Genomic DNA, 20,664 nt, shown 5'->3' with positions numbered 1-20,664 from the left:
AATAGTCATGGTCTGGATTGATTACGTCATTATAGGGATTATCGGATTTTCTGCTTTAGTCAGCTTAATCCGGGGTTTTGTCCGTGAAGCATTGTCACTTGTAACATGGGGATGTGCGTTTTTTGTTGCCAGCCATTTTTACAGTTACCTTGCTATCTACTTCACCCGTTTTGAGGATGAAGTGGTTCGTAACGGAATTGCTATCGGCATTTTGTTCATCGCGACATTGATCGTCGGGGCTATTGTTAACTATGTGATAGGTTCGCTGGTTGAACGTACGGGGCTATCAGGAACTGACAGGGTGCTGGGCATCTGTTTTGGTGCGCTGCGAGGCGTTCTGATTGTCTCGGCTATGTTGTTCTTTCTGGATACGTTTACTGGTTTTTCGCAGAGTGCTGACTGGAAACAGTCACAATTAATCCCGCAGTTCAGTTATATCATCAGGTGGTTCTTTGACTACCTACAGAGCACGTCGAGTTTCTTACCGAATCAATTACCGATTCGGAGCGGCTTATGAGGAAAAGACAACATGTGCGGTATTGTCGGTATCGCCGGTTTTGCACCGGTAAACCAGTCGATTTATGATGCGTTGACGGTGCTTCAGCACCGAGGCCAGGATGCTGCGGGCATCGTTACCATTGATGCCCATAATGGGTTCCGGCTGCGTAAAGCAAACGGCTTGGTGAAGGATGTATTTGAAACCCGGCATATGCTGCGCTTACAGGGGAATATGGGTATTGGCCATGTTCGTTACCCAACAGCAGGCAGTTCCAGTGCTTCCGAGGCCCAGCCTTTCTACGTTAACTCACCGTTTGGTATCACTTTGGCCCATAACGGTAATCTGACTAACGCTCACCAGCTGAGAAAGGAATTATTCGAAGTTTCTCGCCGTCATGTGAACACCACTTCTGACTCAGAAATTCTGCTGAATATTTTTGCCAGCGAATTGGACCGTTTCCAGCATTATCCGTTGGAATCTGACAACATTTTTGCCGCTGTTGCCGCCACACATCAATTGATTCGTGGTGCCTATGCTTGCGTCGCGATGATCATTGGTCATGGTATGGTTGCTTTTCGTGACCCTAACGGTATTCGCCCGCTGGTGATGGGTAAACGCACCCTCGCAGATGGTCGTAATGAATACATGGTCGCTTCTGAAAGTGTGGCGTTGGATACCCTTGGTTTCGAATTCCTGCGTGATGTTGCACCGGGTGAAGCGGTGTATATCACCGAGAAAGGTCAATTATTCACTCGCCAGTGTGCTGAAAATCCGAAATACAATCCGTGCTTGTTTGAGTATGTTTATTTTGCTCGCCCTGACTCCTTTATGGATAAAATTTCTGTCTACAGCGCACGAGTGCGCATGGGCCAGAAATTAGGCGCAAAAATTGCCAAACAGTGGGAAGATCTGGATATCGATGTTGTGATTCCTATCCCGGAAACTTCCTGCGATATCGCGCTGGAAATCGCCCGTATTCTGGATAAGCCTTACCGCCAGGGGTTTGTGAAAAACCGTTATGTTGGCCGTACCTTTATCATGCCGGGCCAGCAGGAACGCCGTAAATCAGTGCGCCGTAAACTGAATGCCAACCGTGCAGAATTCCGTGATAAGAACGTATTATTGGTGGATGACTCCATTGTACGCGGTACGACATCAGAACAGATCGTTGAAATGGCGCGTGAAGCTGGAGCGAAGAAAGTATATTTCGCCTCTGCCGCTCCTGAAATTCGTTTCCCGAATGTGTATGGCATCGATATGCCAAGTGCTAATGAATTAATTGCACATGGGCGTGAAGTGGATGAGATTCGTCAGTTGATTGGTGCGGATGCACTGATTTTCCAGGATCTTAGTGACCTTATCGAGGCGGTACGCGAAGATAACCCAGATATTACTCAGTTCGAGTGCTCAGTCTTTAACGGCGTTTACGTGACTAAAGATGTGGATCAAAGCTATCTGGAGTATCTGGAATCGTTACGTAACGACGATGCGCAAGCATTACGTAGTCATAACGAAGCGGAAAACCTGGAGATGCATAACGAAGGATAATACCCGTCATCTTTCAAGCCGCAGGTGTACTGGCTATATTTAGTGAAAAGGTGAGTGTGAATCAAAAAGGTGCAACCAGCGTGCAGGCGCGGTGCGCCTTTTTTTGTTACTAACTGAACCCTGAGTGATATGGCTAAATGAGCGGGTGATAATTTGCTAATTGATCTCGGATACGGCAAAGTCTCGCCATATTTCTTTATGTTATGCTTAATTTATAAGGCATAAAGCCAGCTTGAGGGACTTTCCCATGAAACGACTTATTATTGGCATTAGCGGTGCCAGCGGTGCCATTTATGGTGTTCGCTTGTTACAGGTGCTACGACAGGTCGAGGGGGTGGAAACACACTTGATTCTCAGTAATGCGGCACGCCAGACGTTAGCACTTGAAACAGATTTCAGTGTGAAGGATGTGCAGGCGCTAGCGGATGTGGTACACGATTCTCGCGATATCGCAGCTTGTGTTTCCTCGGGATCGTTCAAGACCAGCGGGATGGTCATTTTACCTTGTTCGATCAAAACGTTATCTGGCATTGTTCATAGCTATACCGATGGCTTATTGACCCGTGCTGCTGATGTGATACTGAAAGAGCGCCGTCCACTGGTGCTGTGCGTACGCGAAACGCCGCTACATTTAGGCCATTTACGGCTGATGCTACAGGCTGCTGAGTTGGGCGCGGTCATTATGCCGCCGATGCCAGCGTTTTATCACCGCCCGCAGACTATCCAAGACCTGGTCGATCAAACGGTTAATCGGGTTATCGATCAATTCGATATTGAGTTGCCCGAAGATCTATTTATTCGTTGGCAAGGTGCCAGTTAACATTCTTCCCTCAATTGATACATTTGTGCAACATCGCACTGAAATGGGGCGCATTATGCACCACAATGATGCTGTTTCAGATCGCGTACTGTTGCATAGATTTCGTATTCAGTTTCTCTCTACGACCCTATGCCCACTTTTAGTGGTTGTTGTGCCAGGCAAGCGGTAATGGAATTTGCTTTTTCCGCCAATGATTACTGGCACGATTACTGCACATCGATTTATGGAAACGTAGATTTATGGACGCTAAGGGTTGTACAGAAAACTAACGCGCTTTGTGGCATCGAAAATCAATTTGAGGGTTATGTATGAATAAGAAAATTTTGGTTCTGCCTCTTGTATTAGCATTGGCTGCTGCCAGCACTGCTTTTGCTGCTATTCCTAAAGATATCAAAATTGGTACAGATCCAACTTATGCTCCTTTCGAATCAAAAAATGCCAGTGGTGAGTTGGTAGGTTTTGATATCGATATCGCCAAAGAGTTATGTAATCGTATTGATACTAAATGTACTTTTGTTGAAAGTGATTTCGATGCACTTATTCCATCGCTGAAAGCTAAAAAGATTGATGCCATTATCTCTTCGCTTTCCATTACTGAAAAACGCCAAAAAGAAATTGCTTTCACCGACAAACTTTATGCTGCGAATGCTCGTTTGATCGCGCCGAAAGACAGCAAAATTGAACCAACATTGGTGGCGTTGAAAGGCAAACGTGTCGGTGTATTACAAGGTTCGACTCAGGAAGCATTCGCCAATGCAGAGTGGCAGCCAAAAGGTATTGAAGTTGTTGCTTATCAGAATCAGGATTTGATTTACTCCGATTTAAGCTCTGGTCGTATTGATGCGGCTTTCCAGGATGAAGTCGCTGGCAGTGAAGGTTTCCTGAAGCAAGAAGCAGGTAAAGGTTATGCCTTTGCCGGCCCATCAGTTAAAAATGATGAATTCTTTGGTGTAGGCACGGGTATGGGCCTGCGTAAAGATGACGCTGAGCTGAAAGCTGCGCTGGATAAAGCCTTTGCAGAAATGCGCAAAGATGGTACCTACGATAAACTCGCGAAAAAATATTTCGATTTTGATGTTTACGGCGGTTAATTCCGTTTGCTGTAACGGCCTCTGCCTAAATAGGGCAGGGGCCGTTATGGGGCAATTCACAATTATTAACCAGACTCCTTACTCAGTAAAATAGGATAACCCAGATGCTGGATGGATATTCCAAACTGATATTTGAGGGTGCGCTGGTGACGCTGGAGTTGGCATTGTGCTCGGTGCTGCTGTCAGTGATTATCGGCTTAATAGGTGCCGGTGGGAAATTATCATCAAATAGGCTGTTATCTGGCTTATTTGAGTGCTATACCACGTTGATACGTGGTGTACCTGATTTAGTTTTGATGTTGCTTATCTTTTATGGTTTGCAGATAGCCCTAAATAGCATTACTGAATCTCTTGGTTTTGCACAAATCAATATTGACCCCCTTTCTGCTGGGATTATCACCCTCGGTTTTATCTATGGTGCTTATTTCACTGAAACATTCCGTGGCGCTTATATGGCGGTGCCGACAGGCCAGATTGAAGCTGCCAGAGCATTTGGTTTCTCTTCCAGCCAGATTTTCCGCAGAATTATGTTTCCTGCCATGATGCGTTATGCGTTGCCAGGTATTGGTAATAATTGGCAAGTTATTCTCAAGGCGACAGCTTTAGTCTCTATTTTGGGATTGAATGATGTCGTTAAAGCCACTCAGTTGGCTGGAAAGGGGACTTATCAACCATTCTTCTTCGCATTGGTGGCGGGCGTGGTTTATCTCATTTTTACCACCCTATCTAATGGTATTTTACTGTGGTTGGAACGGCGCTATTCCCACGGAGTGAAGAGGGCCGAACTATGATTGAAATCCTACATCAATATTGGCAAGCCTTACTTTGGAGTGACGGTTATCGATTTACCGGTATGGCCGTTACGCTATGGTTATTAATCTCCTCAGTTGTGATGGGCGGGTTACTGGCTATTCCGTTGGCAGTGGCGCGTGTCGCCGAGCGGCGTTGGATTCGCTTACCGGTGTGGATATTTACTTATATCTTTCGTGGTACGCCGTTATACGTGCAATTGCTGGTGTTCTATTCCGGGATGTATAGCCTGGAGATAGTCCGAGGCAACGATCTACTCAATGCATTCTTCCGCAGTGGATTGAATTGTACTATTTTGGCCTTGACGCTAAATACCTGTGCTTATACCACCGAGATATTCGCCGGTGCTATTCGATCAGTACCTCACGGTGAAATTGAAGCAGCAAGAGCCTATGGTTTCTCGCGTTTTAAAATGTATCGCTGCATTATTTTACCTTCTGCATTGCGTATTGCTTTACCCGCCTATAGTAATGAAGTTATTTTAATGCTGCATTCTACCGCGTTGGCTTTTACTGCCACGGTGCCAGATATACTGAAGATAGCGCGTGATATTAACGCTGCGACTTATCAGCCGTTTTATGCTTTTGGTATTGCTGCCGTACTTTATCTGATTATCTCCTTTACGCTAATTAGCCTGTTCCGCCAGGCAGAGAAACGTTGGCTGGCACATATAAAACCTCAGGCATCGCATTAAGTACGGAGAATTTATGACTGATACATTAAAAACTAAAATAGCTGAAACCAAGCTGTCTGTGACGGAATTGCACAAGCGCTATGGGGAACATGAGGTGTTAAAAGGTGTTTCACTGTCAGCCAAAGCCGGGGATGTTATCTCTATTATTGGTTCGTCTGGATCGGGGAAAAGTACCTTTTTGCGTTGTATCAACTTCCTGGAGAAGCCCAGTGAAGGGTCGATCAGTGTCAATAATCAAGATATCCGATTGGTGCGCGATAAAGACGGGCAATTAAAAGTCTTTGATAAAAAAGAGCTGCAATTGCTACGTACCCGGCTAACGATGGTATTCCAGCATTTTAATTTATGGAGCCATATGACGGTGCTGGAAAATGTGATGGAAGCACCGGTGCAGGTATTAGGGTTAAGTAAATCGGTAGCTAAAGAACGTGCTATCCGTTATCTGGATAAAGTCGGTATTGATGAGCGTGCGCGCGCTAAATATCCAGTGCATCTTTCCGGCGGTCAACAGCAACGAGTCTCTATTGCGCGGGCATTGGCGATGGAGCCGGATGTATTGCTGTTTGATGAACCGACTTCTGCGCTTGACCCGGAACTGGTTGGGGAAGTTTTGCGAATTATGCAAAAACTAGCAGAAGAGGGGAAAACCATGGTGGTAGTGACTCACGAAATGGAGTTTGCTCGTCATGTTTCCAGCCATGTCATTTTCTTGCATAAAGGGGTAATCGAAGAAGAAGGCCCGCCAGCCGAGCTTTTTGGTCATCCTAAAAGTCTTCGTTTGCAGCAGTTCCTTTCTGGTGCATTGAAGTAATTTACTCCATGAGATGAGCGTAATGTTCATCTCATCGTTATACCAATTCACCGAAATATCTCCTCCTTCAAAATTATTTAATTCTGTAAGGATAGACTTGAAGCATAGATATTTTACGGAATGGGCTTGTTCAGCACATTACGCAGCGCTTCTTCCAGTTCAAAATAACGGAAAGCAAACCCGGCTTCTTCCAAACGTTTCGGAATTGCCCGCTGTCCACCTAATACCATAGTTGCAGATTCTCCTAGCAATAAGCGAATTGCCGCAGCAGGGGTACGAATAACTGCTGGACGGTCTAATACCTCGGCCAGAGTGGCAATAAATTGCTCATTATGGACCGGATAAGGAGAAACCATATTAAATGGGCCGCTAAGGCCATCGGTGGTCAGTAAATAATAAATACCATGAACCATATCATCTATATGTATCCACGGCAGGTATTGACGCCCATCACCAATTGGGCCACCTATTCCAAGGCGTAATAACGGGACCATTTTAGCCAATGCTCCACCGTGTGGAGCTAATACGATGCCAGTGCGTAGTAGGCAAACCCGTGTGTGCTGACTTTCAGCGGCACGAGCGAGACTCTCCCAGCGTTCACATAGCATATGAGTAAACTCATCATGGGGGGCTTCATCTTCGGTAACCACGGCTTGCCCTTGATCACCATAAAACCCGACAGCTGATCCTGAAATAAAGACCGCAGGGGGCTGACTGCTAGCTCTAATTAATGTCGTCAATTTTTCGGTTATCTGCCAACGACTTTGACACAAAATCTCTTTCTGTTGTGGCGTCCAGCGTTTTTCCGCAATAGGTTCACCTGCCAGATTGATAACGGCATCAAAATTATTGAGATCATGTTGGTCATCTAATGTTGACCAACAGGTGACTTGTGAACCAAGCACGTCTTTCGCCCGTTGTGGATCGCGGGTTAATGCTGTTATTTGATGGGCTTGCGACAAAAGGAATGCGGTCAGACTGCGTCCGATGAGTCCTGTAGCTCCAGTGAGTAAAATACGCATAGCCAATCTCCGTATATGCCCTTCTGACTTGATGCCTACCTGCACCACCTCGTTCTTTGGAGATAGCGGTAGCCTGATTTCTTTTTAGCATAGGTTATCTTGCGCTCTTCTCCCACGACGCTGAGCACATCCTGAGTGAAATTTTTAACAAAATAAAAAATAATAACTAAATAAATTTGCTGATCTATCCGATGAATACAGAATTGAATACTTGGCTATTACCCATTGAGTAGTGGAACTGTCAGGACTATGTACCTTATTGTTTCTGAACGCGAACAATGATTATAAGCCATACCAATGATGACAAAGCTCTGAATTCGCGCTTTTCTGCTAGAGTCAATATACTCATCGGTATGGAAAAGAGGCCATCTGCCTCTTTCACCTTGTAATGTTGGATATTTTATAAATAAAAGTTGAGTATTTCATAAAACTCACGGCGGCTTATAAATCCTCTGGTTGAGGTCAGCTTGCTGCCTCATTGTTGTCCATACACTTTTCAGGTGCGCATGAAGCTAAACATTGAAGTTAATTGTTCTTATGTATGTGAACCCATACATAAGCAAGACGGTAGTTTATTAGCGGTAGAGCTATTGAGCCGATTTTCAGCTAAGTCGGTAGATTTACCCATCGATGTTGAAGATTTTATTAATAAATTGGATATCGATGGAAAGACTGATTTATTCCAGGATCAATTACGGGCAGTGAAAGTTTATAGCGAGTGGTTTATCACTCATAATGTTCTGCTTTCAATTAATATCGATTTTGACTTGGCAAGCGTGATTGTTACAGATGAGTCAACTCGTCTGATGCTTGATGAGTTGCCTTTCTTGCGCTTGGAAATAATGGAAACATTCTCCAATTTATCTGATGGAATGAATAACCCACTGTTACGCGATTTGGCTGAGCGATATCCGCTATGGCTGGATGACCTTGGTAGCGGTGGCTCAACCTTAAATGCTGTCACTGCCAATATTTTCGAATATGTAAAAATTGATAAGCATTTCTTCTGGCAACACAATAAGCATACCTTCCCGATTTTGATCAATAATATTAAGAAATATTGCCTTGGGGTGATTGTTGTTGGTGTAGAGAATCAGGATGAATCGGAGCAACTTAAAGGCAGTAATATTGATGCAATGCAGGGATATTTATTCAATCAGCTGACACTGGATGAATTGGTAGCACAATCTTCGCTTTAACGCTTTCTCTCCCATTCTATCTTGCGCAATGCTGACATTATTCTTTCATGTCGGCGTTGTTTTTTTACGATAAAATTTTCTTATGATAAATGGTGGCTTTTTCTCGGATTAATCTGACGGATTGGATGATAGAATAAAGCCTCATTGAGTTCTCACTACGTACTGCGGCGGCAGGTGTCGCCAGATTGACTTGAAATTAGACCTAAGAGACGACGATACCATGAAGTTAATGTTTGCTTCTGATCTGCATGGGTCGCTACCGGCCACTGAAAGAGTTTTGGAGATTTTTGACCGCAGTGGGGCGCAATGGCTGGTGCTGTTGGGGGATTTACTCAACCACGGGCCACGTAATGCGCTACCAACAGGTTATCAACCAGCCGCGGTTGCAGAATGTCTTAATCCCTATAAAAACCAGATTATTGCTGTGCGGGGTAATTGCGATAGTGAAGTCGATCAGATGCTATTACGGTTCCCTATCATGGCCGGCTGGCAGCAGATTATTATGCCAGAAACACGTTTATTTTTGACGCATGGTCACCTTTATCATCCGGGTGCGCTTCCTCCGTTGCGCAAGGGGGATGTCTTAGTTTATGGTCATACCCATCTACCACAGGCAGAGTGGCAAGATGACGTCATATGCTTTAATCCCGGTTCAGTCAGCATCCCTAAAGGGGGATATCCGGCGAGTTATGGCATGTTGGATGGGGGAGTTTTACAGGTTCTGGCCCTACAAAATGATGAACCTATCAGCCAATTGTCATTAAAAACTAAATAATATAACGAGTTATAAACTCTTGATTAACAATTGCGCGTATCTAACCGCGCCCAGATAGAAGGTTTCAGAGGATGGTGGAGCAAAATCCAGCAGCAGTCATCGAGTGGGTTGATATTGTTGATGAGCAAAATGATGTTATTGCTCAATGCAGTCGTCAACAAATGAGAGCTCAACGACTACGCCACCGTGCTACCTATATTGTGGTGCACGACGGAATGGGCAAAATACTGGTACAACGCCGTACTGAGAGTAAAGATTTCTATCCCGGGAAACTGGATGCAACTGCCGGTGGTGTGGTGCAAAGTGGTGAAAACTACCTTGAGTCTGCACGGCGCGAGGCGGAAGAAGAGTTAGGTATTGCTGGCGTACCTTTTGCTGAACATGGTCAGTTCTACTTTGAAGAAGAGTGTTGCCGCGTGTGGGGGGCTTTGTTCAGCTGTGTTTCCCATGGCCCATTTGCATTGCAGGCGGAAGAAATAGACGAAGTTCGTTGGATGCTACCGGAGGAAATTACCGCGCGTTGCGACGAGTTCACGCCGGATTCTCTGAAAGCACTATCGCTGTGGTTAACCCGTAACAACGAGCAGGATTACGGTAAAATCACACCGCGCGAAGATTAATCTCATCCAATCATAAAAAAGCCCCGACATCAGTCAGGGCTTTTTTGTTTTGAGCTTATTCTACTGATTATCGAACAATAATCCCGAGCAGGATACCCAGCGCACCGAAGTCGGCATCACTAAACGTTGTGTTGGCGAATCCGATATCACCCAATACTGGCAGCAGGAATACTGGCAGGAAGGTAATCAGCAAGCCTTGGGCAAAGGCACCCAAAATAGCACCACGACGCCCACCGGTCGCATTACCAAACACCCCTGCGGCAGCACCGACAAAGAAATGAGGCACAACACCTGGGATGATGACGGTCATATTCATCAAATACAGCGCGAACATACCGATAAGACCAGCGGCAAAGCTGCTCAGGAAGCCAACCAATACTGCATTTGGCGCGTAAGGGAACACGACCGGGCAATCTAGTGCGGGTTTTGCATTTGGCACTAATTTGTCGGAAATCCCTTTGAAGGCTGGCACGATCTCAGCAATAACCATACGCACACCTTGCAAGATGATGTATACACCTGCGGCGAAAGTAATGGATTGCATCAGTGAGAACATAAACCAGTTTTTACCACCGCTTAGGCTTTTCACCACTTCCGGCCCGGCAAACAGGCAAGTGACGATGAAAATGATACACATGGTAAAGGAGATAGCGACCGGTGTATCACGCAAGAACAACAGACTTTTTGGCACATTCATGTCTTCAGTTGAATGTTCTTTATTGCCAAACTTGCTGCCGATAAAGCCAGCTAATACATAAGACAGGGTTGAGAAGTGGCCGATAGCTACATCATCTGAGCCGGTGACTTTCTTCATGTAAGGATGGGCAATGGCCGGGAAGAACACCATCGCAACCCCAACAACCAGAGAACCGATCACAATCAGAGTTACACCACTAATCCCGGCGGTCGCCAGAATTACAGCTACCATCATCGACATAAACAGCGTGTGATGACCGGTCAGGAAGATGAATTTCCACGGCGTAAAGCGGGCAATCAGAATATTGATAACCATAGCGAAGAACATAATCATCGCCATTTCTTTACCGAAACTCTTTTGTGCCACAGACACAATGGCTTCGTTATTTGGCACAACGCCCTGAATACCAAATGCATGTTGGAAGATGTTGGCGAAATCACCCAGAGATGAAACCACCAGGCCAGCACCGGCACCTAAAATCACAAAACCCATAATGGTTTTTACGGTGCCTTTAATGCACTCCGTGACCGGTTTCTTCTGTGCAATAAGGCCGATTAAAGCGATCAGACCGACCAGCACTGCCGGTTCGGAAAGAACATCACTCATTAAAAAGCGAAAGAAATCCATGCCAGCCTCCTGTTACAAAGCGCCTAATTCGGTTAATGCTACAGACAAGCGCTCTTTCATGGCTTTCTTGTCGATCATATTGTCCAGTGCCACGATTTTTCCGCCAACAGCCTGAGCAATTAATTGCTCAGCGATATCTTTAGTACCGATGAAAATGTCACTGGGTGTTCCTTTGGCGGAACCGAGATCCACATGATCCACTTCTGCATTGACCGCCAATTCTTTCAGAATATTTTTGATGCTGATTTCCATCATCAGGCTTGTACCTAAGCCGTTGCCGCAAACCACTGTAATTTTCATTTTCTTTCCCCTTGAAATTATTATCCGAATTCAATGCTGAGATTAATAACGCGCAATAACGGATAAGATATCCTGCTGCGTTTTGGCATTAAGTAGGGCTTGTACATCGTTATCGTTATCGAACAACTGAGCGAGTTGAGAAATAGCCTCGATGTGGCTAGTACTGTCTGTCGCCGCTAACACTATGAGCAGTTTTACCGGATCGTTACCTTCAGCATTGAAAGTGACGCCCTCGGTGATGACGGTTAAGGCCAGAGAGAGTTTATTGGCACCTTCTTCCGGGCGGGCATGTGGCATGGCAATGCCCGGCCCAACAACATAATAAGGGCCAATAGCCTCATGGGAGCGATAGATTGCCTCGACATAACGGGCTTCAATCGAGCCATTATCAATCAATGGCTGACATGAAATCGCGATGGCATCACGCCAGTCTTTTGCCTGGCTGACGACCTGAATGACGTCTGGCGTTAACAGTGTTTTTAACATGATATATATGACTCCCGATGACTGTTAACGTGAGAGTAGATTTTTATCACTGGTATTAATGTGATGAATATCTCAATTGATAGCGCTACCTGATAGCGCTATCAAAATTTGTGATAGCGCTATCATTTGTCACACCAAGGGCTTTGGCTATCTCCAAATAAGCCATATACAATGCAATGTATTGTCGAGGGCCAGTGTGGGAAAGTTTTACTCAGACAAGAATTTTAATCAGGCAGGAAATCAGCATGGAAAAAACGCGCAAGCGCCGTAATACCGGGCGGGTCACTCTATCCGATGTGGCGAATTATGCCGGGGTAGGGTCGATGACTGTTTCCAGAGCGCTGCGAACGCCGGAGCAGGTTTCAGATAAATTACGTGAAAAAATAGAACAAGCGGTTGAAACTCTTGGCTATATTCCAAACCGGGCAGCCGGAGCATTGGCCTCGGCTCACAGCGATACCGTCGCTGTTTTAATTCCGTCATTAACGGACAAAGCCAGTTCCCGATTTATGCAGGCGCTGCAACAGATTCTAAATAAAAATGAGTTCCAGTTATTACTAGGTTGCCATGAATATAACCAACGCAAAGAGGCGGAAATATTGATGACCTTGCTGCAAAGTAATCCGGCAGCAGTGGTGATATTTGGCTCACAGCTGGCAGATAAAACCTATCAATTACTGGAACGTGCCAATATCCCGACGGTCAACGTGGTCGGTTCTTATTTCAAAGGGGCCAAAATTACTCTTGAAGCGGCTTTTTTTGAGTCGGCCTATGAACTGAGCCGCCATTTGTTGGCGCGAGGCTACCAGAATATTGGTTTTATCGGCGCTCATATGGATAACCGTCTACAACGTCAGCAGTTGAATGGTTGGCATAAGGCGATGTTAGAGCACTATAAAAATGCGGATCAGACCGTCACAACACCGGAGACGGCCAGCTTGCAGTTTGGGCGCTATGCACTGACAGAAATACTCCAGCGCCAGCCAGAATTGGATGCGGTGATATGCAGTCACGAAGATATCGCGCTCGGTGTGTTATTTGAATGCCAGCGGCGGCTGTTGAAAATCCCCAGTGGTATTGCGGTAGCATGTTTAGACGGCTCTGACAGCTGTGATCAAACCCATCCGACCTTGACTTCAATGCGTATTGATTACAAAAAAATGGGCAAAGAAGCTGGCAAAATGCTGATTGAGCTATTGGATAATGATGAAGAGGGTGAACCTCTAAGCCAGAATTTCAGCTATAAATTTGAGTTGCGGCAAAGCACATGAAGATAGACAAACTCTGAAGGAAAGCCGCCCCGAAAGGCGGCTATCTGTTTTACTTGCCTGATGTGTTGATGATTACCGTGATTGAGTTGTTGAAAATACTCCAACCCCCATTCCAGGATGTTAACAACGCACCAAATACAACGAGCACAATACAAAAGTATCGTTTCATTGTGCGGTCCATGCTTAGACCGCTTCACGCCAGCACCATCGGCGACACTGCCGTGAATACAAGCACGAGAGTGTGCCTGTGTTTACGGCCATTGGAACTCCTTTCCTTAAACCGATGCCCGCTTGCTTAGGGCGGCGAAAAGGCCCAGCGCGATTGTACACCAATATTGAGTTGTTCAGCATTTGACAATCAACCACAAGCGAGACAATATACTCAGCACGAGAGTGTGCTTGCGTTACAACGGCAATACAAATCTGCTGGAAAGGCCGCTTACCGGACCAGCGCAGAAAAACCGTCTTTATGGCGGTTTTTTTGTGCCTATTCTTGCCCTAATACAATAAAAAGCCCGCAATAAAAACGCCAGCACGAGGCTGGCGTTGGTGTTTCTTATACATACTTAATCGTGAAATTAAGATGCGCTAGCGTCAGCCTGAGCTGATTGAATTGCGGTCAACGCCACGGTATAGACGATATCGTCTACCAACGCACCACGAGACAAGTCGTTAACTGGCTTGCGCATGCCTTGCAGCATCGGCCCGATGGAGATCAGGTCGGCAGAGCGTTGTACCGCTTTATAGGTGGTGTTACCGGTATTCAAATCAGGGAAGATGAACACTGTCGCTTTACCGGCAACTGGCGAGTTAGGCGCTTTGGATTTAGCCACATCTGCCATGATTGCCGCGTCATACTGCAACGGACCATCGATGATCAGATCTGGGCGTTTTTCCTGTGCCAGACGAGTTGCTTCACGCACTTTTTCTACGTCGCTACCTGCACCAGAGTTACCGGTGGAGTAAGAGATCATCGCTACACGCGGTTCGATACCGAATGCCGCCGCAGAATCAGCTGATTGGATAGCAATTTCTGACAGTTGCTCAGCCGTTGGATCTGGGTTAATCGCGCAGTCACCGTAAACCAGAACCTGGTCAGGCAGCAGCATAAAGAATACAGAAGAGACCAGTGAACTGCCCGGTGCAGTTTTGATCAACTGCAACGGTGGGCGGATAGTGTTTGCGGTAGTATGAACAGCGCCAGACACCAGACCATCAACTTCGCCTTTCTCCAGCATCAGCGTGCCGAGAACCACGTTGTCTTCCAGTTGCTCACGAGCAACCACTTCGGTCATCCCCTTGCTCTTACGCAGTTCTACCAGACGTGGAACATACTGCTCACGCACAGCAACCGGATCGATGATCTCAACGCCTTTACCCAGCTCTACACCTTGAGCCGCAGCAACACGTTGGATCTCATCTGGATTACCTAACAGCACACAAGTCGCAATACCGCGCTCAGCACAGATAGCCGCAGCTTTAACTGTACGTGGCTCATCACCTTCTGGCAGCACGATACGTTTGCCAGCTTTACGCGCCAACTCGGTCAGCTCATAGCGGAATGCTGGAGGAGACAGGCGGCGTGAACGTTCGGATGTGGCGCTCAGAGAATCAATCCACTCACTGCTGATATGGCTGGCAACGTAGTTTTGCAGTTTCTCAACACGTTCATGGTCATCTGCTGGTACTTCCAGATTGAAACTTTGCAGACTCAGGGATGTCTGCCAAGTGTTGGTATCAACCATAAATACTGGCAGGCCAGTTTGGAAGGCACGATCACACAGCTTTTTGATTGGCTCATCAATCGCATAACCGCCAGTCAGCAGAATGGCACCGATTTCAACGCCATTCATGGCTGCCAAACAAGCAGAAACCAACACGTCTGGGCGGTCTGCTGAGGTCACCAGCAGAGAACCCGGACGGAAGTGCTCCAGCATGTGTGGGATACTACGCGCACAGAATGTCACAGACTTAACGCGGCGGGTTTTGATATCGCCTTCGTTAATAATGCGTGCATTCAGGTGTTTACACATATCAATCGCACGGGTCGCAATCAGCTCGAAGCTCCATGGCACGCAACCCAGAACTGGCAGCGGGCTGTTGGCGAACAGCTGTTTTGGATCGATGCTCGCGACACTGGCCTTGGTGGAATCATCAAAGATTTCAGACAGGTCAGGGCGGGTGCGGCCTTGCTCATCAACTGGCGCATTCAGTTTGTTAATGATAACGCCAGTGATATTTTTGTTTTTGCTGCCACCGAAGCTGGAACGAGCCAGTTCGATACGCTCTTTCAATTGGTCTGGTGAGTCATTACCCAGCGCAATAACAAACACGATTTCTGCGTTCAGCGTTTTGGCGATTTCGTAGTTCAGCGCATTAGCAAACTGATGTTTGCGCGTTGGCACTAAACCTTCAACCAGAACCACTTCGGCGTCTTTGGTATTTTCGTGGTAACGGGCAACAATCTCTTCCATCAACACGTCTTGCTGGTTAGAACTCAGCAAGTTTTCCACATGGTTCATATTCAGCGGCTCGGCAGCAGTGATGCTGGAGTTCGCGCGAATGATGGTGGTGGTTTGGTCAGGTGCATCGTTACCAGCACGTGGCTGCGCGATTGGCTTGAATACGCTCAGGCGTACACCTTTTTGTTCCATGGAACGGATGACACCCAAGCTGACGCTGGTTAAACCAACGCTGGTGCCGGTAGGGATCAACATTATTGTACGGGACACGGCTAAACCTCTTCGGTTATGCCCTTCGTCCTTGAAGCCGCAGGGTTGTTGGCTACACTCATGCACCCGAATCACTGACCTGAGTCAGCTCATCGGGATTTATTCGCTTGCCGCCTACCTGCAACTCCAATGACTTTGGGTATATGTCAAAAAATCTTATGCGGTCAGACGAGCGGCGTCTTGTGCGATAACCAACTCTTCGTTGGTTGGGATAACCAGAGCCAGACGGCTGCCATCTTTGGTGATGGTGCCTGATTTACCAAAGCGTGCTGCCAGGTTGCGTTCATGGTCAATTTCAAAGCCCAACAGGCCCAGTTTGTCCAAGGTCAGTTCACGCACCATTGCTGCGTTCTCACCGATACCGCCGGTGAATACCACTGCATCCAGACGACCATCCATCAGTGCAGTGTAAGCGCCGATGTATTTCGCCAGACGGTGGCAGAACACATCCATTGCGCGACGTGCATCAGCTTTGGTTTCGTAGTTGTCTTCAACATAACGGCAGTCGCTGGTGACCTCAGTCAGACCCAATAGACCAGATTCTTTGGTCAACAGTTTGCTGATCTGTTCCATGCTCATGCCCATCGCATCATACAGATGGAAAATGATAGCTGGGTCAATATCACCACTACGGGTGCCCATGACCAGACCTTCCAGTGGCGTCAGGCCCATAGAAGTATCAACACATTTACCGTTACGCACTGCAGTGACTGAGCCGCCGTTGCCTAAATGGCAAGTAATCACGTTCAGTTCTTCCAGTGGTTTGTTCAGGGTTTTTGCTGCTTCCTGGCTTACGTAGAAGTGGCTGGTGCCGTGTGCGCCGTAGCGACGGATACCGTGCTCTTTGTATAAGTTGTATGGCAGGGCGTAGAGATAAGACTCTTCCGGCATGGTCTGGTGGAAGGCAGTGTCAAAAACTGCAACATTTTTATCAGCCAGATTCGGGAAGGATTTCAATGCCTCAGCGATACCAATCAGGTGCGCTGGGTTATGCAGAGGTGCAAACGGGATGGAATCTTTGATACCCTGAATAACTTCTTCAGTAACGATAGCTGATGCAGTGAATTTCTCGCCACCATGAACAATACGGTGACCGATAGCCGTCAACTGAGCGGAAAGCTCTGGTTTTTGTGCCAGAATAGTATTAACAATGAAATTCAGTGCTTCGCTGTGTGCTGCACCAGCACCCAATGCTGCTTCCTGTTTGCTGCCGTCCAGTTTCCATTTGATACGGGCTTCCGGCAGGTGGAAGCATTCGGCTAAACCAGAGAGGTGTTCTTCACCATTGGTCGCGTCGATGATAGCAAATTTTAGGGAAGAGCTACCGCAGTTAAGAACCAGTACTAGCTTACTCGACATGGAAGTACCTATTTATAGTCGTGTTCGACATTTGTTTTTGTATGACCGATACCTATATTGCATCGAGAGGACAAAAACAGCGAAAAACACGTGGTTAATAAAACGTCAATCTGTCCAAAAGCGTAGCGCATATTGGCGTCGACATTAATGATTAACATCATGCGATAGCGAAAAAGGCATGATGATGGAAAAATCGCTGATAGAACGTTAATGCCTGGTGGTAAAAGCCTGCGCGATTTAACAAAATTGATTTAAATGCTGCAAAAAGTTGACATATTTAGCGTCATCTTCTAGCGGCCAAAAGGCCGGACTAGGATACCGATAGCGCCGCCTAAAAACAAAATATATTTAACAGACTAATTTTTAGTTAGTGGATTACAAAAAAAATTTTAATCTTTGCTTGTGAAGTTGAGGTGAGCCATGACAACAAAACCCTCTGATACCGTAAGTTGGTTTCAGGTACTGCAACGCGGCCAGCATTATATGAAGACCTGGCCTGCTGATAAACGCCTGGCACCGGTGTTTCCCGAGAATCGTGTGGCGACCGCGACCCGCTTTGGTATCCGCTTTATGCCGCCGTTGGCTATCTTTACGCTGACCTGGCAGATAGCTCTGGGCGGGCAATTAGGGCCAGCCATTGCCACAGCATTGTTTGCCTGCGGTTTACCGCTGCAAGGATTATGGTGGTTAGGTAAACGTGCTATTACGCCGTTACCGCCAACATTATTACAGTGGTTCCACGAGGTGCGGAATAAATTGACTGAAGCCGGCCAAGCCGTCGCCCCCGTTGAACAAACACCAACTTACCAATCTTTGGCAGACGTGCTTAAGCGTGCCTTCAAGCAGTTAGATAAAACATTTCTTGATGATTTATAACGGTGATCTTTGATTGGGCAATGTCGGGAATCGATACCGGGGCTTTATCAGCAACCGGGGCTTTTTATGTATCTGATAAACAGCAGCGTAAAATCCCCTGTCAAATCAAAGTATGGCCCAACTCTGTATGCGATGATTTCCTCATTATTTATGTCTTAGGAGTTTAGTGATGGATATGACAAACGCCCAACGACTGATTCTGTCGAATCAGTACAAAATGATGACCATGCTGGATCCGGAAAACGCAGAGCGCTATCGCCGCCAACAAACCATCGTCGAACGTGGCTTTGGTTTGCAGATGCGTGAACTGGATCGTGATTTTGGTGAAATGAGCGAAGATACTTGCCGTACTATCATTAATATCATGGAGATGCATCACGCACTGCAAGTCTCTTGGGATAACCTGAAAGACAAACAAGATTTAGATGAGCGCCGTATTGCGTTCCTTGGTTTTGATGCTGCTACTGAATCGCGTTACCTGAGTTATGTGCGCTTTATGGTGAATACCGAAGGCCGTTATACCCATTTTGACTCAGGAACACACGGCTTCAATTCCCAAACCCCAATGTGGGACAAATACCAACGTATGCTGGCTATCTGGCAATCATGCCCGCGCCAGTATCACTTGAGTGCTGTTGAGATTTCGCAAATTATCAATGCCTGATAGTGCGTAATGATCAAGACCTGGATTGACTAACGAGGATGTGCTTGTGGAGTGTAAAGGTTTTCTTTTTGATTTGGATGGGACTCTGGTTGATTCATTACCTGCTGTGGAGCGAGCCTGGATTGGCTGGGCGCAAAGTCGCGGCATTGATCCATCGGAAGTTCTGGAGTTTATCCACGGGAAACAAGCAATTACCTCTCTTCGTCATTTTATGCCGGGTGCGAGTGATGCCGAGCTTCAAGCAGAATTTTTGGCTTTAGAGCAGATTGAAGCCAATGACACTGATGGTGTAACTGCTCTGCCGGGAGCAGTGTCATTGCTGGAGCGGCTGAACAGCTTGTCTATTCCATGGGCGATCGTGACTTCCGGCTCTGTACCCGTTGCTTCTGCGCGCCGTGCGGCGGGCCATTTACCTGAGCCAAAAGTATTCGTCACTGCTGAACAGGTGAAACATGGTAAACCTATGCCTGATGCTTACCTGCTGGGTGCTGAACGTTTAGGCCTGGCTCCGGCGGATTGCATTGTGGTGGAAGATGCACCCGCGGGAATATTGTCAGGGCTGGCGGCGGGTTGCCAGGTGGTCGCTGTGAATGCACCTGCCGATACACCAAAACTGGATCAAGTTAATTTAGTTCTCAGCTCACTTGAACATATCGCTGTTGAAAAGACAGCCAATGGCGCTGCAGTTCGCTTTATCGGCTAATCACTTTGGTGAGTATGTTATTGAGAGCGCCTGATGGAGCTCTCAGAGTGCTGACAAAGTCAAATGGCTCGATCTATGTAAGGTGAGGGCAGGTAGAAGAGTAAAGCGTCCGCGCCAGGGATGGCGCGGGTCGAGCCATCATGGACGATTTTACGGCGTCTTTACGATCTACCTGCTTTCACCGATACAGGCACTTTGTCGTTAACCTCAGTGCGCTTGATGGCGCTCTTTTGCTTTTAGCGCGACTGGGGAAGTGATTGTATGGAGGACGGCGGCGCTAAGCTGTCTTCCAGACTGTGAAGGTTTTGTGGTTTTACCCGAATAATCCCCCCGCGCGGGCTATCAATGTCGGCGATGAGCATAAAAGAGAATGAGATAACCAGCGGCAATATCAACGTCATCACCTTACCTTTTTTACCCTGCTTTGAGCCATACCCTACCAGAGTACAACTGCAAATCGCGATAATCAGCATCAGTAACCAGGCTGCATGCGGGATTCTGTTCCACCACGCTGCTTGGGTGTAACCCGCTGAGTTCAACACATCATTCATACCGGATACGACCAACGCCATAACAGGGTCTGGGCGCTGACTCACCGGCCCGAGTAACTCGGCCCACAACGCATTTTCCAGTTGATTAGTTCGGTCATTAATCTCGGCCAGATGGTTTTCATTGCGCGTGGTATAAAAAAGTATCCGCTGATCAAGATAGTGTATTAATAATGCCTTAGTCGTGACACTGGATGCGGCTGGCAAATAATCGACGCGCAGATATTCAGTCCCAATCGCGTTGGCTTCCGCCTCTTCGTAATTTTTACGCAAATCATAGCGACTGATCGCCATCGAAAAACTAAAACCGATAATCAGGCCCAGCAAGGTAAGTGTTGCCCCTTGAATGACGGTAAAATTCTCGCGAATATTATCATCCAGATCCCGCCCTCGTCGGAAAAAGGCCTGACCGACATAAGCTGAACTATACAACAGGGCACATGACAGCAGAAAAAGTACAATCGGGTAGTCTGTGATATCGATCATTCACCGCTCCAGCCAAATAACCCCAA

At 46.8% G+C, this 20,664-nt stretch carries 21 protein-coding genes; 14 read left to right on the top strand and 7 right to left on the bottom strand.

Annotation, left to right across the window (positions count from 1 at the left end; all coding sequences use genetic code 11):
• Positions 1-7: 7 nt before the first annotated feature.
• From cvpA to hisP, 7 genes are all read left to right on the top strand, one after another.
• Entirely contained in the window at positions 8-517 is a 510-nt protein-coding gene (gene cvpA / locus FTB31_RS03880; RefSeq protein ID WP_077173832.1) for a colicin V production protein, read from the top strand.
• A gap of 12 nt (positions 518-529) precedes the next feature.
• The gene (gene purF, locus FTB31_RS03875) at positions 530-2,047 is read left to right on the top strand and encodes an amidophosphoribosyltransferase (protein WP_005158469.1); all 1,518 of its coding nucleotides are present in this window, start codon (positions 530-532) and stop codon (positions 2,045-2,047) included.
• A gap of 247 nt (positions 2,048-2,294) precedes the next feature.
• Positions 2,295-2,867 carry a UbiX family flavin prenyltransferase gene (locus tag FTB31_RS03870; RefSeq protein WP_050078346.1) on the top strand — a complete coding sequence of 191 codons (573 nt, stop codon included), beginning with the start codon at positions 2,295-2,297 and terminating at the stop codon, positions 2,865-2,867.
• Between the two features lie 308 nt (positions 2,868-3,175).
• Entirely contained in the window at positions 3,176-3,958 is a 783-nt protein-coding gene (hisJ, locus tag FTB31_RS03865; protein WP_050078345.1) for a histidine ABC transporter substrate-binding protein HisJ, read from the top strand.
• A gap of 104 nt (positions 3,959-4,062) precedes the next feature.
• Positions 4,063-4,749, top strand: a complete 687-nt coding sequence (locus FTB31_RS03860) for a histidine ABC transporter permease HisQ (RefSeq protein ID WP_050078344.1) — start codon at positions 4,063-4,065, stop codon at positions 4,747-4,749.
• Positions 4,746-5,462, top strand: a complete 717-nt coding sequence (locus FTB31_RS03855) for an ABC transporter permease (protein WP_005171793.1) — start codon at positions 4,746-4,748, stop codon at positions 5,460-5,462. Before FTB31_RS03860 ends, FTB31_RS03855 begins: the two co-directional genes overlap by 4 nt.
• Positions 5,463-5,475: 13 nt before the next feature.
• Positions 5,476-6,273 carry a histidine ABC transporter ATP-binding protein HisP gene (hisP, locus tag FTB31_RS03850; RefSeq protein WP_072081926.1) on the top strand — a complete coding sequence of 266 codons (798 nt, stop codon included), beginning with the start codon at positions 5,476-5,478 and terminating at the stop codon, positions 6,271-6,273.
• Between the two features lie 113 nt (positions 6,274-6,386).
• Here hisP and FTB31_RS03845 read toward each other — a convergent pair whose 3' ends face one another.
• Positions 6,387-7,295 (bottom strand): TIGR01777 family oxidoreductase, encoded by a 909-nt coding sequence (locus tag FTB31_RS03845; protein WP_050078343.1) that lies wholly within the window; start codon positions 7,293-7,295, stop codon positions 6,387-6,389.
• A 506-nt stretch (positions 7,296-7,801) separates the two neighbouring features.
• Here FTB31_RS03845 and FTB31_RS03840 point away from each other — a divergent pair.
• The 3 genes from FTB31_RS03840 (at position 7,802) to yfcD (ending at position 9,889) form a co-directional block, all read left to right on the top strand.
• Positions 7,802-8,494 carry an EAL domain-containing protein gene (locus FTB31_RS03840; protein ID WP_050078342.1) on the top strand — a complete coding sequence of 231 codons (693 nt, stop codon included), beginning with the start codon at positions 7,802-7,804 and terminating at the stop codon, positions 8,492-8,494.
• 220 nt (positions 8,495-8,714) lie between these two features.
• Positions 8,715-9,269 (top strand): phosphodiesterase, encoded by a 555-nt coding sequence (gene yfcE, locus FTB31_RS03835; RefSeq protein WP_050078341.1) that lies wholly within the window; start codon positions 8,715-8,717, stop codon positions 9,267-9,269.
• Positions 9,270-9,340: 71 nt separating this feature from the next.
• Positions 9,341-9,889, top strand: a complete 549-nt coding sequence (gene yfcD / locus FTB31_RS03830; RefSeq protein ID WP_077173834.1) for an NUDIX hydrolase YfcD — start codon at positions 9,341-9,343, stop codon at positions 9,887-9,889.
• Positions 9,890-9,956: 67 nt separating this feature from the next.
• On the opposite strand, the gene FTB31_RS03825 is transcribed toward yfcD, so the two are convergent.
• The 3 genes from FTB31_RS03825 to FTB31_RS03815 are packed head-to-tail and all read right to left on the bottom strand — an operon-like array spanning position 9,957 to position 11,999.
• Positions 9,957-11,213 (bottom strand): PTS ascorbate transporter subunit IIC, encoded by a 1,257-nt coding sequence (locus FTB31_RS03825; protein ID WP_005277900.1) that lies wholly within the window; start codon positions 11,211-11,213, stop codon positions 9,957-9,959.
• 12 nt (positions 11,214-11,225) lie between these two features.
• Complete coding sequence (locus FTB31_RS03820; RefSeq protein ID WP_050078338.1) at positions 11,226-11,513, bottom strand: PTS sugar transporter subunit IIB; 288 nt, start codon at positions 11,511-11,513, stop codon at positions 11,226-11,228.
• A gap of 42 nt (positions 11,514-11,555) precedes the next feature.
• Positions 11,556-11,999, bottom strand: coding sequence for a PTS sugar transporter subunit IIA (locus tag FTB31_RS03815; protein WP_004391631.1), 444 nt, complete (start codon positions 11,997-11,999; stop codon positions 11,556-11,558).
• Between the two features lie 245 nt (positions 12,000-12,244).
• Here FTB31_RS03815 and FTB31_RS03810 point away from each other — a divergent pair, with 245 nt between their 5' ends.
• On the top strand, positions 12,245-13,270 hold the full coding sequence (locus FTB31_RS03810) for a LacI family DNA-binding transcriptional regulator (RefSeq protein WP_050078337.1): 1,026 nt from the start codon (positions 12,245-12,247) through the stop codon (positions 13,268-13,270).
• 578 nt (positions 13,271-13,848) lie between these two features.
• Here the strand turns inward: FTB31_RS03810 and pta are convergent.
• Positions 13,849-15,987, bottom strand: coding sequence for a phosphate acetyltransferase (gene pta / locus FTB31_RS03805; RefSeq protein WP_050078336.1), 2,139 nt, complete (start codon positions 15,985-15,987; stop codon positions 13,849-13,851).
• A gap of 171 nt (positions 15,988-16,158) precedes the next feature.
• Positions 16,159-17,361 (bottom strand): acetate kinase, encoded by a 1,203-nt coding sequence (gene ackA / locus FTB31_RS03800; protein WP_050078334.1) that lies wholly within the window; start codon positions 17,359-17,361, stop codon positions 16,159-16,161.
• A 420-nt stretch (positions 17,362-17,781) separates the two neighbouring features.
• Between ackA and yfbV the strand changes: the two genes are divergently transcribed.
• From yfbV to FTB31_RS03785, 3 genes are all read left to right on the top strand, one after another.
• On the top strand, positions 17,782-18,237 hold the full coding sequence (gene yfbV, locus FTB31_RS03795) for a terminus macrodomain insulation protein YfbV (protein WP_227719387.1): 456 nt from the start codon (positions 17,782-17,784) through the stop codon (positions 18,235-18,237).
• A 169-nt stretch (positions 18,238-18,406) separates the two neighbouring features.
• The gene (locus tag FTB31_RS03790; RefSeq protein WP_005159196.1) at positions 18,407-18,901 is read left to right on the top strand and encodes a YfbU family protein; all 495 of its coding nucleotides are present in this window, start codon (positions 18,407-18,409) and stop codon (positions 18,899-18,901) included.
• Between the two features lie 46 nt (positions 18,902-18,947).
• Positions 18,948-19,604, top strand: coding sequence for a sugar phosphatase (locus FTB31_RS03785; RefSeq protein ID WP_050078332.1), 657 nt, complete (start codon positions 18,948-18,950; stop codon positions 19,602-19,604).
• A gap of 236 nt (positions 19,605-19,840) precedes the next feature.
• Here FTB31_RS03785 and FTB31_RS03780 read toward each other — a convergent pair whose 3' ends face one another.
• Complete coding sequence (locus FTB31_RS03780) at positions 19,841-20,638, bottom strand: bestrophin-like domain (protein ID WP_050078331.1); 798 nt, start codon at positions 20,636-20,638, stop codon at positions 19,841-19,843.
• Positions 20,639-20,664 lie beyond the last annotated feature (26 nt).

The organism is Yersinia proxima (assembly GCF_902170785.1).
In the GTDB taxonomy this organism is placed as follows: Bacteria; Pseudomonadota; Gammaproteobacteria; order Enterobacterales; family Enterobacteriaceae; genus Yersinia; species Yersinia proxima.
Note: the sequence above shows the minus strand (reverse complement) of the source record. Positions and strands in the feature narration are given on the sequence as shown.

Coding starts and splice junctions, on each gene's coding strand:
- FTB31_RS03780 (WP_050078331.1), bottom strand. CDS start 20,638: ATGATCGATATCACAGACTACCCGATTGTACTTTTTCTGCTGTCATGT.
- FTB31_RS03815 (WP_004391631.1), bottom strand. CDS start 11,999: ATGTTAAAAACACTGTTAACGCCAGACGTCATTCAGGTCGTCAGCCAG.
- FTB31_RS03810 (WP_050078337.1), top strand. CDS start 12,245: ATGGAAAAAACGCGCAAGCGCCGTAATACCGGGCGGGTCACTCTATCC.
- pta (WP_050078336.1), bottom strand. CDS start 15,987: ATGTTGATCCCTACCGGCACCAGCGTTGGTTTAACCAGCGTCAGCTTG.
- yfcE (WP_050078341.1), top strand. CDS start 8,715: ATGAAGTTAATGTTTGCTTCTGATCTGCATGGGTCGCTACCGGCCACT.
- hisJ (WP_050078345.1), top strand. CDS start 3,176: ATGAATAAGAAAATTTTGGTTCTGCCTCTTGTATTAGCATTGGCTGCT.
- yfcD (WP_077173834.1), top strand. CDS start 9,341: ATGGTGGAGCAAAATCCAGCAGCAGTCATCGAGTGGGTTGATATTGTT.
- hisP (WP_072081926.1), top strand. CDS start 5,476: ATGACTGATACATTAAAAACTAAAATAGCTGAAACCAAGCTGTCTGTG.
- cvpA (WP_077173832.1), top strand. CDS start 8: ATGGTCTGGATTGATTACGTCATTATAGGGATTATCGGATTTTCTGCT.
- FTB31_RS03860 (WP_050078344.1), top strand. CDS start 4,063: ATGCTGGATGGATATTCCAAACTGATATTTGAGGGTGCGCTGGTGACG.
- FTB31_RS03845 (WP_050078343.1), bottom strand. CDS start 7,295: ATGCGTATTTTACTCACTGGAGCTACAGGACTCATCGGACGCAGTCTG.
- FTB31_RS03855 (WP_005171793.1), top strand. CDS start 4,746: ATGATTGAAATCCTACATCAATATTGGCAAGCCTTACTTTGGAGTGAC.
- FTB31_RS03870 (WP_050078346.1), top strand. CDS start 2,295: ATGAAACGACTTATTATTGGCATTAGCGGTGCCAGCGGTGCCATTTAT.
- FTB31_RS03825 (WP_005277900.1), bottom strand. CDS start 11,213: ATGGATTTCTTTCGCTTTTTAATGAGTGATGTTCTTTCCGAACCGGCA.
- FTB31_RS03820 (WP_050078338.1), bottom strand. CDS start 11,513: ATGAAAATTACAGTGGTTTGCGGCAACGGCTTAGGTACAAGCCTGATG.
- FTB31_RS03840 (WP_050078342.1), top strand. CDS start 7,802: ATGAAGCTAAACATTGAAGTTAATTGTTCTTATGTATGTGAACCCATA.
- purF (WP_005158469.1), top strand. CDS start 530: ATGTGCGGTATTGTCGGTATCGCCGGTTTTGCACCGGTAAACCAGTCG.
- FTB31_RS03790 (WP_005159196.1), top strand. CDS start 18,407: ATGGATATGACAAACGCCCAACGACTGATTCTGTCGAATCAGTACAAA.
- yfbV (WP_227719387.1), top strand. CDS start 17,782: ATGACAACAAAACCCTCTGATACCGTAAGTTGGTTTCAGGTACTGCAA.
- ackA (WP_050078334.1), bottom strand. CDS start 17,361: ATGTCGAGTAAGCTAGTACTGGTTCTTAACTGCGGTAGCTCTTCCCTA.